The organism is Bradyrhizobium sp. 2TAF24, from assembly GCF_052115025.1.
Taxonomy (GTDB): domain Bacteria; phylum Pseudomonadota; class Alphaproteobacteria; order Rhizobiales; family Xanthobacteraceae; genus Bradyrhizobium_A.
In genome coordinates, this window is the sequence record NZ_JBFRFW010000013.1 from 94,196 (window position 1) to 110,435 (window position 16,240).

Here is a 16,240-nt window from a genome sequence, read left to right on the forward strand (position 1 = left end):
TTCGCGGTGGCGCTGCCGTAGGCGAGCCGCTGGTATCCGCCGCAGTACCAGCCGCAGGCATCCGCCTGCGGCTGGCGTCATCTCGATCACCGCGCCAGCAGGCGCTCGGCGATCTGCACGGCGTTGAGCGCGGCGCCCTTGAGGAGCTGGTCGCCGCACAGGAACAGCGCGAGGCTGCGGCCGGAAGGGTCGCCGAGGTCGGGGCGGATGCGGCCGACGAGGACGTCGTCCTGGCCGGAGGCTTCCGACGGCATCGGGAAGTGGTTGGCGACGCGGTCGTCGACGACGCGCACGCCGTCGGCCGCCGCGAGCAGCTCGCGGGCGCGGGCCGGGGTCATCGCCTCGTCGAAGGTGACGGTGATCGCCATGGCATGGGCGCGCAGCACCGGCACGCGGATGCAGGTGATGCCGATCGGCAGCTCCGGCGTATCCATGATGCGGCGGGTCTCGGCGACGACCTTCAGCTCCTCGCCATTGTAGCCGCTGTCGGTATCGACCTCGGCGTTGTGGCTGAACAGGTTGAAGGCGTAGGGGTGCGGCAGCACGGTCGGCGTGAACGGCTCGCCGCGCAGGTAGGCGGCGGTCGATGCGCGCAGCTCCTCCATCGCCGCGGCGCCGGCACCCGACGCCGCCTGATAGGTCGCGATGTTGAGGCGGCGGATCGGCGCTGCGCGGTGCAGCGGCGCCAGCGCCACGGTGGCGATGGCGGCGACGCAGTTCGGGTTGGCGATGACGCCGTGATGTGCCGCGATGGCGTCGCCGTTCACCTCCGGCACCACCAGCGGCACCTTGGGCTCCATGCGGAAGGCGGAGGAGTTGTCGACGACCACCGCGCCGGCGCGCACGGCCGTGCGGGCATACTGCTTGGAGATGCCGCTGCCGGCGGAGAACAGCGCGATGTCGACGCCGGCAAAGCTGGTCTCGGTCAGCTCCTCGACGACGAGATTTTCGCCGCGGAACGGCAGGGTCTTGCCGGCGGAGCGGGCGGATGCGAGCAGGCGCAGGCCGCCGAGCGGGAAGTTGCGCGCGGCGAGGCAGGTCAGGAGTTCGACGCCGACGGCGCCGGTGGCGCCGACAATAGCGACCACAGGGGCAGCCGGCATGCGGCGGGGTGATGAAGCGGGGTCAGATGCGGTGGACATGTGGGTCTCTCTCGGTCAGGGGCGGAGAGAGACGGGGTCTGTCCTCTGAAGGCCTGCCCCATCCGTCTCCGGGTGAGGCTTTGGCTGGGTCAGACTGTTGCGGCTACCGCGCAAACACCAGCGAACGCCCCGTCGAAACGGTCGTTTTGGTGGTTTTGCTGGTTTTGGTCGCGAACATGGTGCGCTGCGTATCACGGCCTGTGCCTGTCGGCAATGGTCCTGCTGCCCAACTCCTGGGCGGCCATGCCGCCGGAGGCAGCAGGCGGCGGTGCCGTTGCCGAATGCGGCGGGGGAAATGACGCTCCGTCAGTGGGTTGGTCGGCGGCCCGCGCTGGCACGAATCTTGATTATTTCTTGGTCAGGATGTGGGGCGCGAGACACCGCCCCGCGCGATTCCACGGGAGCAGGCTGCAACGACGAACTGACACCGACAGCATCGCGACAGGAGAGGGACGATGGGGACGATGGCGTGCCGGCGATCCGGCTCAGGCGTGACGGTTCTCTGGATGGTTCTCGCAGGTGTTGCGCTCGCCTGGCTCGCGGGCGGCGACTTCGCGCTGGCGCAGGATGCGGCGCCGCCGGCCTGCGGCGGCAAGATCCTCGAAAAATGCACGCCCAATTCCGGCGACACCGCCTGGATGCTGACCTCGGTGGCCCTGGTGCTGCTGATGACCATCCCCGGGCTCGGGCTGTTCTACGGCGGCATGGTGCGCAAGAAGAATGTCGGCGACACGGTGATGACCAGCTTCGCCGTCACCTGTCTCGTCACCATCCTGTTCGCGGCCTTCACCTACAGCATGGCGTTCCGCGCCGGCACGCCGTTCGTCGGCGGCCTCGACCGCATGTTCCTCAAGGACATCCTCAGCGACATCGGCAAGGGCGGCATCGGCAATCCCAATCCGCTGGCGGCGACGATTCCGGAGAGCGTCTACATCTGCTTCCAGATGACCTTCGCGATCATCACCCCGGCGCTGATCGCCGGCGCGTTCGCCGAGCGCATGAAGTTCTCGGCGATGCTGTGGTTCATCGGGCTGTGGGCGGTGTTGGTCTACGCGCCGATCGCGCACTGGGTGTGGGGGCCGGACGGCTTCCTTTCCGCGGGCAACGACGCCGCGGTGGTCAGGGTGCTGGATTTCGCCGGCGGCACGGTGGTGCACATCAATGCCGGCGTCGCCGGGCTGATATGTGCCATCATGCTCGGCCGCCGCGCCGACACCGGACCTGCGCACAACATGGTGCTGACCTTCATCGGCGCCTCGCTGCTGTGGGTCGGCTGGTTCGGCTTCAACGCCGGCTCCGCGGTGACCGCGGGCATGCAGGCCGGCATGGCGATGCTGGTGACCCAGATCGCCACCGCGGTCGCGGCTTTCACCTGGATGCTGGTGGAATGGATGCAGCGCGGCAAGCCGACGGTGATCGGCATCTGCTCAGGCGCGGTCGCCGGCCTTGTCGCCATCACCCCGGCCTCGGGCTTCGTCGGCCCGCTCGGCGCCTTCGCCATCGGCATCGCCGCCGGCGTCATCTGCTACTGGGGCTGCACCGGGCTGAAGCGCATGTTCAGCTATGACGATGCGCTCGACTGCTTCGGCGTGCATGCGCTCGGCGGCATCGTCGGCGCGCTGCTGACCGGGGTGTTCGCGGTGGAGCAGTATGGCGGCACGGCCGGCGTGCTCGAGGGCAATGCTGCCCAGTTCGTCAACCAGTGCACCGGTGTCGCCATCGTCATCGTCTATGACGCCTTGGTTAGCCTGGTGATCCTGTTCGTGCTGAAGATGGCGGTCGGCCTGCGCGTCGCCGACAATATCGAGCGCGAGGGCCTTGACCTTGCCCTGCACGGGGAGGCGGTGCAGTAGGGCCACGTCAGCTGCGGTAGAAGCGCCACATCCGCAGGAAGCTGCGGTGGATTTCCTCGGCCGGCTGGTCGAGCGGCTCGACATTGACCCGCACCACGCCATCGTGACCAAGCCACCACGGGCGCCGCATCAGCCGCCGGTACAGCGGCTGGCGGCGCCAGTCCACCACCAGCGCGCTGCCGAGCGGCGCATTCAGCGTGATTTGCAACTGCTGCGAGATCATGGCGCGGTCGGCGATCGGCACCACGTCGATCCGCGCGATCGCGCGCCAGCGGATCAGGCCGAGCGCCTGGATGAAGATGCCGTACTGGTTGGCGCCGATGATCGGCCGTCCGCTCTCCAGCATCGGCAGGTTGTGATAGGTGAAGGCGGCGGTGGCGGCGGCGAGCGGCAGCCAGTACCAGCCGGCGGTGAACCAGGCAGCGCCGAGAAACACCGCGGCGACCGCGGCCGTCACATAGATCGGAAAATAGGTGTCTTCGCGACTGTAGGTGACCGAGTAACCGCCGACATTCTCTTCGTTCAATTGGCTCATGTGAGCGCTGCGCCCGCACCTGCGAGGAGAGCCCGGCACGGCGCAGGCTAGGCCATCTGGCGGCAAGTGCAACCGGCGATAACGTCGCGGCGCGGGGAATATCGGATGGGCGGCGCTGCCGCCTTACGCTCCGACCTTGATCCTGGCGGCGATGGCGCGGGCCCGGACGCGGGCCGGGTACCAGCGGGTGAACCACACCGCACCGGCGAAGGCGGCGATCGAGAGCGCGATGCCGATCCACAGCGACACCTGCGGCCGGTACAGCATGACGAGGTCGGTGAGCACCATCACCGCGAACGCCGCCGCCCAGGCCCAGGCGATGATGGTGTTGACGGCGACGAACGACGGCAGCGCCGCGATCTCCGGTGAGACCTGCTCGCGGGCATATTGCAGCGTGAACGGCAGGCGGATCGCGATCGAGGTCAGCACGATGGCGAGCAGGCCGGCATCGACCGCCAGCCGCACGCCGCGAATGCTGTAGGCCGACGGCATCAGGGTGACATAGAGCCCGAGCGCGCCGAGCAGCACCACCGCGCCGGCCTCCAGCACCTTGACCGACCTGCCGCTGGAGAGCTCATGCAGCACGAGAACGAGCGCGATGGCGGCGCCGGAGAACAGCGTGACCTCCGCGCTGATCGCGCGCATCTGGAGCGCGAAGGCGATGAACGGCGAGAAGCTGAAGAGGGTGCCCATGGCGCAGTCTCCCTCGGGTGGGGGGCAGGAGGACGTGTTGTCGCGCGGGGAGGTCAGACCGGCGTGCCGGCGGCAGCCCGCTCACGGGCGCGCTGGGTGTACCACTTGGTGAACTGCACCGCGGCGTTGCGGGTGGCGAAGGTCGCGGCGACGCCGATCCACAGCGGCGCCGAGGGCCACCACACCGACACGATGTCGGCGATCAGCATCAGCACGAATGCGCCGGCCCATGCCCAGGTCAGGATGTAGTTGGTGCGCAGGAAGTCTGGCATCGCCCGCACCTCGGGGGTGACCTCCTCGCGCGCATACTGCAGCGTGAACGGAAAGCGCAGCGCGATCGAGGTCAGCGCCACCAGCAGCAGGCCGGCGCTGATGGTGACACGGATGGTCGCCTGCGTCAGGCCGCCGTCGAGCAGCAGCATCGCGAGGCCGAGGCCGCCGAACAGCACGGCGGTGGCGATGTTGAGGATCTTGGCGGAGCGGCCGCGGGCGCGCTCGAATACGATGAGGCCGAGGGCGGTGCCCGCGCCGGCGAACAGGCTGAGCGTGATCGAGGCGATCCAGCTCACCGCGCCGAGGACGAAGAACGGCAGGAAGATGACGAAGAACAGCATGGTCCGTCCGGTATCTTTACGATGTAAAGATAATAGCTTGCCGGCGAGTGCGCTGCAAGCGAAATCTTTACAGTGTAAAAATGGAGCGCAGGTCGGGTCGCTGCGGCTGCCGTCAGGTGGGGAGAAGCCGGTGGCGCCGGCCGTCAGATCGGCCGGGCATCCAGCGCCTGCCGCCAGTGCGCGGTGCGCTCCTTGAGCGCGATGGCGCGCACATAGGCCGGCGCCTCTTCGTCGAATTCCTCCAGGACCTCAAAGCTGAAGGCGTCTGCGCCGTGGTCGCGCCAGGCGGCCTGCAGCCCGGCATCGGTCTGGCCGCCGGTGCGCAGGGTGAACCAGATGCGGTTCTGGATGGTGTCGAGATTCGGCGAGCCGCCGACCCAGACGGCGCCGGCCGGCGCGCAGCGCACGGCGTAAACGCCGACCATCGCCTTGCGCTCCTTGTAGGCCATGATCGCGGCCCGTCTCGCTTCGCCCTTCATGCTCGTCTCTCGCATCCCATCGAAAGGCGAGGGGATTAGCAGGCCCGGGGAGGCTCGTCAATATTATCCGGGTAATATCTCGAGGGGCGTGGGGTCTATGGCGTGCGGACCGCGAGCCGGCTCTCGATGAACGCCGACAGGCCGGCGATGAAGGTGCGCACGGTCCGCGTCAGGGAGCGGCGCGACGGGTAGAGCGCGTAGACCGACACCGGATGCGGCTGCCAGTCCGCCAGCGGCGCGATCAGCCGGCCATGGGCGATGTCGTCGCGGCACTGCACCGCCGGCAACCGCGCGAGGCCGAGGCCCTTGAGCGCAGCCTGGTAGATCAGCTTGAGGCTGTTGGTGGAGAATTTCAGGTCGACGTCGAGGTCATGCTCGGTGCCGTTCGGGCCATAGAGCTTCCAGCGCGTCGCGTAGCCGTCCGCATTCCAGCCGATCGCATCGCAGTTCGCCAGATCCGACAGCGTCAGCGGACGCGGCGCCGCGGCAGCGCAGCATCGCCGGCTTCGGTGGCGATCCCGACAACGTCACCATCGCCGGCCAGTCGGCCGGCGCGTTCGCGGTGCTGGCGCTCGCGGTGATGCCGCAGGCGCGCGGCCTGTTCCAGCGCGCGATCCTGCAGAGCGGCCCGTTCGTGATCGAGCCGGATGCGCCGGAGCGCGCCGAGGCGCGGGGGCGCCTGCTGGCGGAAACGGTCGCCGACGGCCGCGCCGACGCGCTGTGCGAGGTCGCAGTCGATCGCATCCTCGCGGCGAGCGGCGTGATCGCGCGGCAGTTCGCCTCGGGCCCCGGCGACTTCACGCCACCCTATCTGCCGTGCGTCGACGGTGAGCTGATCACGGGGCCGCTGCTTCAGGCCGTGGCCGCCGGCGCCGCGTCATGGTGCCCGATGATCGCCGGCTACACCCGCGAGGAGTGCACGGTGTTCGCCGCGATCGATCCGGCGCTCGCCACCCTCGACGAGGCGGGCCTGCTCGCGATTCTGGGGAAACGCCTCGGTGATGATGCCGCGGCGGTGCTTGCCGAATACCGGGCGCTGCGTGGCCATGGCCGCCATCCGGCGTCGCTGCTGTCCGATGTGCAGACCGACGCGCATTTCGTCGGCCCGACCCACGAGCTCGCCCACCTGCAGCACCGGGCGGGACGGCCGATCCATCTGTTCTCGTTCGACTGGCAGTCGCCGCGCGCCGGCTTCGGCGCCAACCACTGTCTCGAACTGCCGTTCCTGTTCGGCAACCGCGATGCCTGGGCCGACGCGCCGATGGTCCGCGGCGCCGATGACGACGACTACGCCCATATCGGCGGCGCCATGCGTGGCTACTGGGGCGCGTTCGCGCGCAGCGGCCGCACCGAAGTTGCGGGATTGCCGCCGTGGGCCGCTTATGACGACGCGCGCACCGTGATGAGCTTCGAGCGCTGCATCAGGCCGCTGAACGACCCCGCGGGCACGCGCTGGCGGCTGGCGTTTCGGGCGTTGAAGCGCGTCTGAGATGACATGGGGCGAAGCCCGGCTTTGTTGCCGGGCTCTGCCTTCTTCGCATTGCAGATCATGTGCGTCGTTCTAGTCTGACGGGAGCTTCGAGAACCGGAAATTGCAGTGCTTCGCGCCGCCGGCCAACGTCTGCGTCCGTTCGAGGCGGATGCCCTGTGCAGCATACGCGTTGAAATCAAGTCCGCAGATGTGAGGCAGGATGTCCTTGTCGTCATGGCGGGCCGCGAATTTGCAAAAGCCACAGGCCGTGTAGTTGATGCCGAATTCAAAGTTGTCACCGGGGCCGGGCTCGACGAAATCGTAGACGAAGTCTTCCGGAAATTCTGCCTGATGGCTTTCGGTCGTGCTTTGGGCGGCCTGCTCGCGCAACAGGTCCTGATTTTCCGGTGACATGAAACGGCGCCCCGCGGCGAGACGGTCCGCTTCGGGCAGGGTGAGCAGTTGCGCCTTGTAGGTGTCCCGCTCGATCTCGCCGATCACAGGCAGCGCCACGCCGTGCCGCCGGAGCACTCGGCTGATGGCCATGAAGCCCATCAGGCGCATGTAGAAATCGCTCATGCGATTGGCTGTGCCGCCGACATAGGGCGTCTGGGCGAGCACGATGCCGAACTCGTCCATCACCTCCTGCCTGATCCCGTCGAAATCGGAGAGGTGCGTGCGTTCGCGCACCATCGCTTCGGCAAGATGGAGGCGATGGTGCATATCGGCCTCCATCGTCGTGCGATGCGCTTCGTAAAAGGGATGGATGACCTCAGCCATTGGACGTCTCCTCAACACGATCAGCCTGGTCGGGGCCCATGGGGCCCTCGCATGGTGTGAAGGAACCGTAACCTTGCGCTCCCAAACAGCGCAAAGCATGGTTCCTGCGGTTGAGCAGTAGAAAATCTATTGCAAGGCCTCGGGCCATCGGTGTCAAACTGCGGTGCGATGACTTACACTCTTCCACCCCTCAATGCGCTGCGCGCCTTCGAAGCGGCGGCGCGCCATCTCAGTTTCAAGCTGGCCGCGCACGAGCTGCATGTCACCCCCGCCGCCGTCGGGCAGCAGGTGAAAGCGCTGGAGGCACGCCTTGGTGTGCGCCTGTTCGAGCGGCTGCATAAGCAGCTCGTTCTGACCGCGGCGGGGCAGGCCTATCTGCCCGGGATATCCGACGGCTTTCGCCGGATTGCCGACGCGACGTCGGAATTGAAGCCGGCGGGCGCGGTGCTGCTGCGGTTGGGCGTCCATGGCGGCCTCGATCTGCGCCGCCTCGCGTTGGCGGAATTTCGCGGCGCGCATGTGGATATTGGTTTGCGGGTGCTGCAGCCCGCTGGCCTGCATGAGCTGGTCGAAGGCAAGGTCGACATGCTGATCGCGCGCGGTCTTGGCCACCATCCGGGTTATCGCTGCGACCGGGTCGACGAGGGGGCCGGCTTGGGGGATTGGCTGGTGGCGCCCGAAGGCAGCGCAGATTGTCCCGAGGTCGTCAGCTTCCGCGCATGGCTGCGGGCCCTGCCGGTCGAGAGCAGGCATGCAACGCAACACCGGGGGCGTCTGTTGGGCATCGTCGGCAGTTGAAGCGGTCGTGAAGCCGATGGCGTCGGGGCCTTTCACACGCCCTCGACAACGCGATCGATCCGTCGCCTTGCCGACTGCCGTGCGCCGACGGCGTCCTTGAGCGTGCCGGCGGCGCCGAGGCCGAACGGCGGCATGTTGTTGTAGACGTTTTCGTACTGGCCGGCCTTGATGACGTACGTCTCGTGCCAGATGCCGACCTCGCCGTTCTCGCCGATCGCGCGGTTGAAGGCCTGCCACGCCGGCAGGTGGGCGGCGTCGCGATTCCTCGCGTAGGCCTCCAGCGCGTCGAAGCTGCGCCAGTACTGCACCACCATGATCACCGGGAAGCCGAAATGGGTGCGGGCGTGCAGCAGGCCGAGGTCGGGCTGCTTCGTAAGCTCGGTGAGCATGCGTGGCATGGCGCGCGCCACCGGCACCCAGCGCCAGGCTTTCCAGGGCTTGTTGATGCGCATGCCGATCAGGAACACGACGAAGTCACCGTCGAGCTCGGCGCACATGCGTTTGGCAATGATGTCGGCCATCGCAGGTATCCTCCGGAGTGTGAGCCGGGGCGCGCTATTGCACCGCGAGCGGGTTTGCGGCGCTGGCGCGGTGCGCCAGCTTGCGGCGGATGATGATGCGAAACAGCAGGAACTGCACCGCGAACGCCACGATCTTGGCGCCGATCGCGACCACCGAGACGTAGAACGTCCACAGTGCGAGGTCGCCGGTCATGGCGACGGCGACGGTGCCGGCGCCGAGCACAAACATCAGCGCGGCCCAGGCATAACCGGCGATCACCGGCAGCTCCGGCGCATGCTCGAGCACGGCCGGCGGCATGTAGCGCGACATCCAGCCGCGCTTGAGCATGATTGCGCCGATGGCGAAATGGCCGATGCTCGGCTTGACCAGCACGAAGCGAGGATCGTTGGTCAGCAGCGTGGCGGTGCCGAGCACGATGACAAGGGCAAGGCTTGCCCAGGCCATGATGTCGAGCTTCTGCTTCCTGATGCGGGCGTAGACGAAGCCGGCGACGGCGCTGGCGATGGCGATGGCGGTGGCGAGCACGACATTGCCGCTGGCCATCAGCACGATCACGAAAACGATGGTCGACAGGAAGTCGCCGACCAGTTTGCGAACCACGTCGATCATAAGCGTTTCCTCACCATCACAGGGCCCATCGAGTCGGCACAGCCGCCAGCGACTGTCATTCCGGACGGCCTGCACCGCGGGCCGAGCCGGAATCTCGCCCAACGCCGCGATGCAGGGATTGCGGGCGTATCGCCGCCGCGGCGGGCCGCGCTCAGCGGCCGTTCACCCAGTTGCCGTGGAAGCCGTCGGGCACGCGGTGTCCGAGCTGGACGAGGGCGACCGGGCCGCTCTCGATGTCGAGGGCGTTGAACACCGCGAGGTCGCTGCGGTTCTCCCGCGCCCGCCACACCGTGGCGACCAGCCAGCCGTCGCCCTCCGCCGCCTCCGCGCCGCGTTCGACGAACACCGGCTCGGAGATGGTGTCGCCGTCCGGCAGCAGGTACTGCGCGCGGCGGTTGGCGTTGTGGTCGACATGGACGATGCCGGACAGGCCCGAGGCCGCAGCACCCGCGGGATTGCCGCAGGCGTACCAGCCGTGGCGATAGGCGAGGCCGGCCTGGCGGTCGTCGATGCGGGGGAATTCGCCGGTGGTCTCGTCCTGGTAGTGCTGGGTGAAGCGATCGGTCGCGCCGGACAGATCGAACGTCCAGCGGCACAGCCGCGCCTTCGATTTCGCAGGATCGGTCGGCCGGCCGTCGGGATAGGGAAACAGCGGCGGCTCGGCGAACTGCATGACGTCGGCGATGATGCGCTGGCCGTCCTCCCACGCGTTCATGACATGGAAGACGTAGCAGCTGTCGCCGCGGAACCAGATGATGTCTTTCGTGCTGCCGCCGCGCTTCATCACGCCGACGTAGGCGCCCTTGTCCGGCTCCCAGGCGTAGGGCGGACGGCCGCCCATGGCGCGCTCCATGCTGCCGGTCAGCGGCAGGATCGGGAACAGCACATGTTTCTCGGTGACGATGAAGTCGTGCACCATGCTGGCGTAGGGCGCGTCGAAGCGTTCGAACTGCGACACCTCGCCGTTGGCGCCGACGACGCCGTAGCTGACCTTCGGCGTGAACGGCCCGGCGGCGTTGTAGCCGAAGAACACCATCTCGCCAGTGACCGGATCGAGCTTGGGATGCGCGGTGAAGGGCCCGGCGATGGCATCGCGATAGGTCTGGTAGCCGCGCGTCGCCAGCGTGCCCGGCTCGATCTCCGTCGGCATGTGGCCTTCTTCCAGCGCCAGCAGGCGGCCGGCGTGGAACACGATGTTGGTGTTGGCGACGCCGCTATCCTGCGTCGTGCCTTCGGGCACATTGCTGAGGCGGCGGCCGAAGCCGCCGAACAGCGCGCGGCCGGCGTCGTGCTCGGCGAGCCACTTCGGCGTGCGGACCCAGCGGTTGCGATAGCTGGCGCGGCCGTTCTCGATATGGAAGGCGTGCAGCATGCCGTCGCCGACGAACCAGTGCGCACCCGGCACATCGAACTGCGGGTTGGGGCCGTTGCGGTACAGCGTGCCGTTGAGCTCGCGCGGCAGTTCGCCCTCGACCTTGAGGAACGGGGCGTCGCACTCCATCGGGATCGGCGCGACGTTGCTGCGTGGGGGCAGGGCGTTCGAACTCGACATGGTCGTTTCTCTCCGGGGCTGAGATGCGTCGGATGCCTGATCGGCGGTGGCGCTATATCTTTACATCGTCAAGATAACGCTAGACCGCAGCGCCGGGCGCCGTCAAGCGAAATCTTGACAGTGTAAAAATTGCGACTGATAAGTGACGCATGACCAGCAAGACCGAGACCAAGACCACGGTGAAGCGCGGCGCGCGCGCCGAGGCGGCGCCGTATCATCATGGCGCGCTGCACGAGGCGCTGCTCGCTGCCGCCGAGCGTATTCTCGAGCGCGACGGCCTCGTCGGGCTGACGCTGCGCGCGGCGGCACGCGAGGCCGGCGTGTCCCATGCCGCGCCGACCCATCATTTCGGCGATCTCACGGGTCTGCTCAGCGAACTTGCCGCCGTCGGCTTTCGCCGCTTCCGTGAGGCGCTGCTCGCTGCCGCCGACGCTGAAACCGGGACCGGTGCACGGCTCGACGCCATGGGCGGCGCCTATGTCGCCTTCGCCAAGCGTTATCCCGGCATGTTCACGCTGATGTTCCGCAGCGAGCGGCTGGATCTCGACCGTCCGGTGCTGGCGGAGGCGATGGACGCGGCCGGCGCGGCGCTGGCGCAGGCCGTGGGCGCGCGGTGGCAGGAGACGATCGTGCGGGGCGAGCCGTCGGTGGCCCAGGCCGCCGACATCGTGCGGGCCTGGGCGATGGTGCATGGCTATGCGGTGCTGCTGCTCGACGGCCGGCTGCGCCATATGCTGGAGCAACTGCCGCCGGGGGAGGACGACATCACGCTGCTGCGCGCGGTGCTCCATATCAGCCCCGAGCTGCTGGCGCGCAACAAGGCCTGATCGCGTCCGCGATGGCTCGACCGCGCGCAAGCGGCCGGGACGACCGCCGTCCCGGCGCGCCCCGACCCTGACGGGGCCTTACGCCGACGCGGCAACCGCCGCGGCGTGCGCAGCCGCAAGCTCGATATCTTCCGCGGCGGTCGAGGTGAAGCTCGGCCGCGCCGTCAGGCGCCTGGTGTAGTCGACGAGCACGTCGGTCTCCGGGACCATCTTGAACATCATACCCCAGCTCAGCGCCGAGCCCCACAGGATGTCCGCGGCGGACAGCCGCTCGCCGAGGAGGTATGGCCCGCGGGCGATCTGGGCTTCGATCGTCGCCAGCATGGCGTCGAAGTCGCCGTAGGGCGACGTCGCCAGCGGCACGGGCGGATGCTTCATGGCCTTGTCAACCAGTCCCGGCTCGTAGCAGGCGGCGTAATAGACCAGCCAGCGCAGGTAGGGGCCGCGCAGGGGATCGCCGATCGCGGGCGCGAGGCCGGCCTTGGTAAAGAGGTCGGCGAGGTAGATGAAGATCGCGACCTGCTCGGTGATCAGCGCGCCGTTGTGCAGGATGGCCGGCACCTTGCCGAGCGGATTGATCGCCAGATACGGCGCCTGTCGTTGTTCGCCCGCCTTCATGTTGAGGACATGGAGGTCATAGGGCGCGTCCAGCTCCTTGAGCAGGGTCAGCGCGGCGGAGGAGCGGCTCTGCGGCGAGTGGAACAGGGTGAGGGTATCGGTCATACGGATGTCCTGGCCTTGAGGGAGTGCCCGGCGCACCCGTTCGGCGCGCCGGCGGGGCAAGATACGGGGCCATACCTGTCAGTTTCTGTCAGGTTGGTTTAAGCTGCCGCGCCATGCGCGCCAGCCGACTGCTCACCATCCTGATGACCCTGCAAGCCCGCGGCCTTGTCACGGCCCAGACGCTGGCCGACGAATGCGAGGTGTCGCTGCGCACCATCTACCGCGATATCGACGCGCTCAGCGCCGCCGGGATTCCGGTCTACAGCGAGCGTGGCTCCGACGGCGGCTACCGCCTGCTCGACGGCTATCGCACGCGGCTCAACGGCCTGTCGGCGCAGGAGGCCGAAGCTCTGTTCATGACCGGGCTGGCCGGGCCTGCCGCCGACCTCGGCCTCGGTGCGGTGATGGCGGCAGCCCAGACCAAGCTGCTGGCGGCGATGCCGGCGGAGCTGCGCGGTGGCGCCGAGCGCGTGCGGGCGCGCTTTCATCTCGATGCGCCGGCCTGGTTCGGCGAGGCCGAGCAGCCGGCCCACCTGACGGCCATCGCCGGTGCCGTCTGGGAGCAGCGGGCGCTCCAGATCCGCTACCGCAGCTGGAAGGCGGAGAAGCACCGCCGCATCGAACCGCTCGGCCTCGTGCTCAAGAGCGGCTCCTGGTACGTGGCGGGACAGATCGAGGGCCGCGTGCGGATCTATCGCATCGCGCGCATCCGCGAGCTGACCGTGCTCGATCAGCGTTTCGAACGGCCGGAGAGCTTCGATCTCGCCGCGTTCTGGGCGGACAGCACCCAGCGGCTCGGTGAGGAGCTGCACAGCAACCGCGCCACGGTGCGGCTGTCGCCATGGGGCGTCAAGATGATGGAGGCGTTCCTGTCGCCGCTGGTGCGCAACGGCGCTGGCATCAGCGAGGAGGCCGATGCGGAGGGCTGGCGCATCGTGACCATCCCGGTCGGCTCGGTGCGCCAGGCGGCCGCGGAGCTGCTGCCGTTCGGCGCCGAGGCGGAAGTGCTGGCGCCCGAGGCGCTGCGGCTCAGGATGGCGGAGATCGCCGCCGATCTCGTGCGGATCTACGGCGATGGCGCGCGCGGTCGGGAGGCGGATGTCCCCGCCGCTGCGGTGATCGCGAGCCGTGTTCTCACCGGCACGCCATCGTGACGGGACGCCTAAAGGTTGTATTTCTGCAACAAGTCGCCGAATAACTCGTCCGGGGTGCCGCGCCAAGCTGTCGCAGGTCTGAGTTCCATGCCAGTGCCCACGGGCTTTTGATCACGTTGGACTTTCAGGACCGGGGACTTTCGATGCATCGCTTTGCTGCCGCTGCCATTTTTCTGTCGATCGCCGGATATGCCGGCGCGGCGTCCGCCGCCGACCTGCCCGCGCGGAGCTATACCAAGGCTCCGGTGATCGCCGAGCCCGCCTACAACTGGAGCGGGTTTTACGCCGGCGTCGTGGGTGGCGGTGCCTGGGGGCGGAGCCAGAATTACCAGGACGATCCCGCGGCATCCGCGGCGGCCGTTGCTGCTGGTCGTCCTGCGCCGTTTGGACTGGCCCAGACCAGCGGGATCAGTCCGTCAGGTGCGCTGGTGGGCGGCACCGTCGGCTACAACTATCAGTTCAGCAACAATGTCGTGATCGGTATCGAGAACGATCTGTCGTGGACCGATCTCAAGGGCACAGCCAATTACGTGCCGCCTTTCCGCACGACGGATACAGCCCAAACCAGCCAGAGCTGGCTTGATACCTTGAGGGGACGTCTGGGCTTCGCGTGGAATCGGTGGCTGGTTTACGGCACCGGCGGCGTCGCCGTGACCGAGGAAAAATTCCTGATCTGCAACGTGGCTGTTGGATGCGCCGGCCAGTCGAAGACCGTGGCTGGATGGGCCGCCGGTGGCGGCGTGGAATACGCATTCGCCGGCAACCTGTCAGCCAAGCTCGAATACCTGCACGCCGATTTCGGAACGCAGTCGTTCACGCGAACGCCGATCGCCAATGGTTTCTATGCCGCGCGCAACATCACTCTGACCAATGACATCGTCCGGGTCGGGGTGAACTACAAGTTCGGCTGGGACGGGCCGCTGATTGCGAAATACTGACGCGATCCGTCATCGACGTGCGCTGCTGCGGCAGCGCCAGCACCTGGCGCGGCCGCTCTTCCCGATGATGCCATCTTGTCCTTCGCGCAGTCGAGGCCGCGCGACAGGTCGGGGGCGGCCTGTCGCCCCGGCGCCTCGGCGTCGGGATTGGCGATGAGGTCGACGTAGGCCAACGCAGGCCACATGGGCGCACCGCGCCCGGCGACAGCCCTGTCACGACCAGAGACCCACCGGGCCGGCCGCCTGTGCGGCGCCGAGAGCGGGAGAGGCCGCGGCGGCGAGCAGCAGCGCGAGGTGAGGGCGGAGAAAACGACGAGCCGTCATGGAACACAGCCGGTGAGGCGTGTTCCACTGGTCGCAATTGGATGTGGATCGGTGCGAGGAAACCGTGCGGCAAGGCATGACTTTTGCTTTGAAAGCACTATAGAGGATCGTCCACGGAATCGCCGCAGGGCACGTCCCGAGTCGCAGGACACCGCGACCGGCGACGGGATTGCAGATCACATCCCCATCACGGATCAGTCGCTTCGCTCCCATGCCTGTCATTTCCAGCCGCAAGCCCTACCGCATCGGCCGTTCCAAGACCGGTCTCGGCCTGTTCGCCACCAAGCCGATCAAGAAAGGCGACGAGATCATCGAGTATTTCGGGCCGCTGCTCGACTCGCGCAACGAGAAGCACGACGCCATCGAGAACAAGTACCTGTTCGAGATCAACGGCCGCTGGACCATCGACGGTTCCGTCCGCCGCAACATCGCGCGCTACATCAACCACGCCTGCCGCCCCAACGCCGAGTCCGACGTGCAGGAGCGCAAGCGCAAGGTGTTCATCCGCGCGATCAAGAACATCCAGGTCGGTGAAGAGATCAACTACGATTACGGCAAGGAATATTTCAAAGAGTTCCTCAAGCCGATCGGCTGCCTGTGCGAGGCCTGCGTGAAGAAGCGCAAGCTCGCCGCCGCCGAGGAGCGCGCCGCGAAGAAGAAGGTCAAGGCCCGCGCCGAGAAGCGTGCGGCGGCGAAGAAGACCAACGGCACCGGCCGCGCCAACGGCCATGCGGTCGCCTCCAAGGTGGTCGGCAAGCGCAAGACCTCGGCATCGGCCAGGAAGCGCGCCAAGGCGAACTGAGCCGTGGCGACGTACCGGGTGTTGGCTCGCCCGGTACTTTTTTCTTCTGACGATCAAATTGTTTCACGCCGCCGCTGCCGCACCTCGCGCATGACCTTGCGAGGACAAACCAGCGTGGCGCGCTGCTCGACCGCGGCGACGTAGGCGACGACGAACGCGCCGGTGTCGCGCACCACCGCATCGGGCATGTGGAGCGCGCCGGCAATGAGGCGCGTCGTGGCCATCACCAGCAGCCGCGTGATCAGGCGGGCCTCGTGGACGACGGCGGGGTGGCGCATGAACGCGCGTCCGGCGTGAAGGGCAAGCGACAGCATGACGGGTCTCCCGAACCTCGGTGCGGCGGGCAGGGGCCCGGCGCTGGGGCTGTGATCTGACGCCGACCATGGCGGATTGCCGCCACCGGTTCGATTACCTGGCAGGTAAT

General features: G+C 67.7%; 18 protein-coding genes and 1 pseudogene. 7 read left to right on the forward strand and 12 right to left on the reverse strand.

Annotated features, from left to right (window positions below):
• Positions 1-86: 86 nt before the first annotated feature.
• Entirely contained in the window at positions 87-1,142 is a 1,056-nt protein-coding gene (locus AB4Z37_RS20395) for an aspartate-semialdehyde dehydrogenase (protein ID WP_441518575.1), read from the reverse strand.
• Between the two features lie 506 nt (positions 1,143-1,648).
• Between AB4Z37_RS20395 and AB4Z37_RS20400 the strand changes: the two genes are divergently transcribed.
• Complete coding sequence (locus AB4Z37_RS20400; RefSeq protein ID WP_441518576.1) at positions 1,649-2,995, forward strand: ammonium transporter; 1,347 nt, start codon at positions 1,649-1,651, stop codon at positions 2,993-2,995.
• Positions 2,996-3,002: 7 nt separating this feature from the next.
• Here AB4Z37_RS20400 and AB4Z37_RS20405 read toward each other — a convergent pair whose 3' ends face one another.
• The 5 genes and pseudogenes from AB4Z37_RS20405 to AB4Z37_RS20425 all read right to left on the reverse strand — a co-directional run.
• On the reverse strand, positions 3,003-3,530 hold the full coding sequence (locus AB4Z37_RS20405; protein ID WP_441518577.1) for a hypothetical protein: 528 nt from the start codon (positions 3,528-3,530) through the stop codon (positions 3,003-3,005).
• A 123-nt stretch (positions 3,531-3,653) separates the two neighbouring features.
• Positions 3,654-4,223: a hypothetical protein gene (locus AB4Z37_RS20410; protein ID WP_441518578.1), complete on the reverse strand. Its 570-nt coding sequence runs from the start codon at positions 4,221-4,223 to the stop codon at positions 3,654-3,656.
• A 53-nt stretch (positions 4,224-4,276) separates the two neighbouring features.
• On the reverse strand, positions 4,277-4,837 hold the full coding sequence (locus AB4Z37_RS20415) for a hypothetical protein (RefSeq protein WP_441518579.1): 561 nt from the start codon (positions 4,835-4,837) through the stop codon (positions 4,277-4,279).
• 143 nt (positions 4,838-4,980) lie between these two features.
• Positions 4,981-5,316 (reverse strand): GIY-YIG nuclease family protein, encoded by a 336-nt coding sequence (locus AB4Z37_RS20420; protein ID WP_441518580.1) that lies wholly within the window; start codon positions 5,314-5,316, stop codon positions 4,981-4,983.
• A gap of 95 nt (positions 5,317-5,411) precedes the next feature.
• A pseudogene (locus AB4Z37_RS20425) lies at positions 5,412-5,789 on the reverse strand (LysR substrate-binding domain-containing protein); the annotation flags it as partial.
• 23 nt (positions 5,790-5,812) lie between these two features.
• Between AB4Z37_RS20425 and AB4Z37_RS20430 the strand changes: the two are divergent.
• Complete coding sequence (locus tag AB4Z37_RS20430; RefSeq protein WP_441518815.1) at positions 5,813-6,805, forward strand: carboxylesterase family protein; 993 nt, start codon at positions 5,813-5,815, stop codon at positions 6,803-6,805.
• Between the two features lie 72 nt (positions 6,806-6,877).
• Here AB4Z37_RS20430 and AB4Z37_RS20435 read toward each other — a convergent pair whose 3' ends face one another.
• Positions 6,878-7,567 (reverse strand): L-2-amino-thiazoline-4-carboxylic acid hydrolase, encoded by a 690-nt coding sequence (locus tag AB4Z37_RS20435; protein ID WP_441518581.1) that lies wholly within the window; start codon positions 7,565-7,567, stop codon positions 6,878-6,880.
• A 168-nt stretch (positions 7,568-7,735) separates the two neighbouring features.
• Between AB4Z37_RS20435 and AB4Z37_RS20440 the strand changes: the two genes are divergently transcribed.
• Positions 7,736-8,365, forward strand: coding sequence for a LysR family transcriptional regulator (locus AB4Z37_RS20440; protein ID WP_441518582.1), 630 nt, complete (start codon positions 7,736-7,738; stop codon positions 8,363-8,365).
• A 32-nt stretch (positions 8,366-8,397) separates the two neighbouring features.
• On the opposite strand, the gene AB4Z37_RS20445 is transcribed toward AB4Z37_RS20440, so the two are convergent.
• The 3 genes from AB4Z37_RS20445 to AB4Z37_RS20455 form a co-directional block, all read right to left on the reverse strand.
• Positions 8,398-8,886: a DUF4188 domain-containing protein gene (locus tag AB4Z37_RS20445; protein WP_441518583.1), complete on the reverse strand. Its 489-nt coding sequence runs from the start codon at positions 8,884-8,886 to the stop codon at positions 8,398-8,400.
• A gap of 34 nt (positions 8,887-8,920) precedes the next feature.
• Entirely contained in the window at positions 8,921-9,496 is a 576-nt protein-coding gene (locus AB4Z37_RS20450) for an inner membrane-spanning protein YciB (RefSeq protein WP_441518584.1), read from the reverse strand.
• Between the two features lie 151 nt (positions 9,497-9,647).
• Positions 9,648-11,048 (reverse strand): carotenoid oxygenase family protein, encoded by a 1,401-nt coding sequence (locus AB4Z37_RS20455; protein WP_441518585.1) that lies wholly within the window; start codon positions 11,046-11,048, stop codon positions 9,648-9,650.
• Between the two features lie 149 nt (positions 11,049-11,197).
• Here AB4Z37_RS20455 and AB4Z37_RS20460 point away from each other — a divergent pair, with 149 nt between their 5' ends.
• Entirely contained in the window at positions 11,198-11,875 is a 678-nt protein-coding gene (locus tag AB4Z37_RS20460; RefSeq protein ID WP_441518586.1) for a TetR/AcrR family transcriptional regulator, read from the forward strand.
• Positions 11,876-11,953: 78 nt separating this feature from the next.
• On the opposite strand, the gene AB4Z37_RS20465 is transcribed toward AB4Z37_RS20460, so the two are convergent.
• Positions 11,954-12,598, reverse strand: a complete 645-nt coding sequence (locus AB4Z37_RS20465) for a glutathione S-transferase family protein (RefSeq protein ID WP_441518587.1) — start codon at positions 12,596-12,598, stop codon at positions 11,954-11,956.
• A gap of 113 nt (positions 12,599-12,711) precedes the next feature.
• Between AB4Z37_RS20465 and AB4Z37_RS20470 the strand changes: the two genes are divergently transcribed.
• From AB4Z37_RS20470 to AB4Z37_RS20480, 3 genes are all read left to right on the forward strand, one after another.
• On the forward strand, positions 12,712-13,752 hold the full coding sequence (locus AB4Z37_RS20470; protein WP_441518588.1) for a helix-turn-helix transcriptional regulator: 1,041 nt from the start codon (positions 12,712-12,714) through the stop codon (positions 13,750-13,752).
• 143 nt (positions 13,753-13,895) lie between these two features.
• On the forward strand, positions 13,896-14,690 hold the full coding sequence (locus AB4Z37_RS20475) for an outer membrane protein (RefSeq protein WP_441518589.1): 795 nt from the start codon (positions 13,896-13,898) through the stop codon (positions 14,688-14,690).
• Positions 14,691-15,225: 535 nt separating this feature from the next.
• The gene (locus tag AB4Z37_RS20480) at positions 15,226-15,816 is read left to right on the forward strand and encodes an SET domain-containing protein (RefSeq protein WP_441518590.1); all 591 of its coding nucleotides are present in this window, start codon (positions 15,226-15,228) and stop codon (positions 15,814-15,816) included.
• A 53-nt stretch (positions 15,817-15,869) separates the two neighbouring features.
• Here AB4Z37_RS20480 and AB4Z37_RS20485 read toward each other — a convergent pair whose 3' ends face one another.
• Positions 15,870-16,130, reverse strand: coding sequence for a hypothetical protein (locus tag AB4Z37_RS20485; RefSeq protein ID WP_441518591.1), 261 nt, complete (start codon positions 16,128-16,130; stop codon positions 15,870-15,872).
• Positions 16,131-16,240 lie beyond the last annotated feature (110 nt).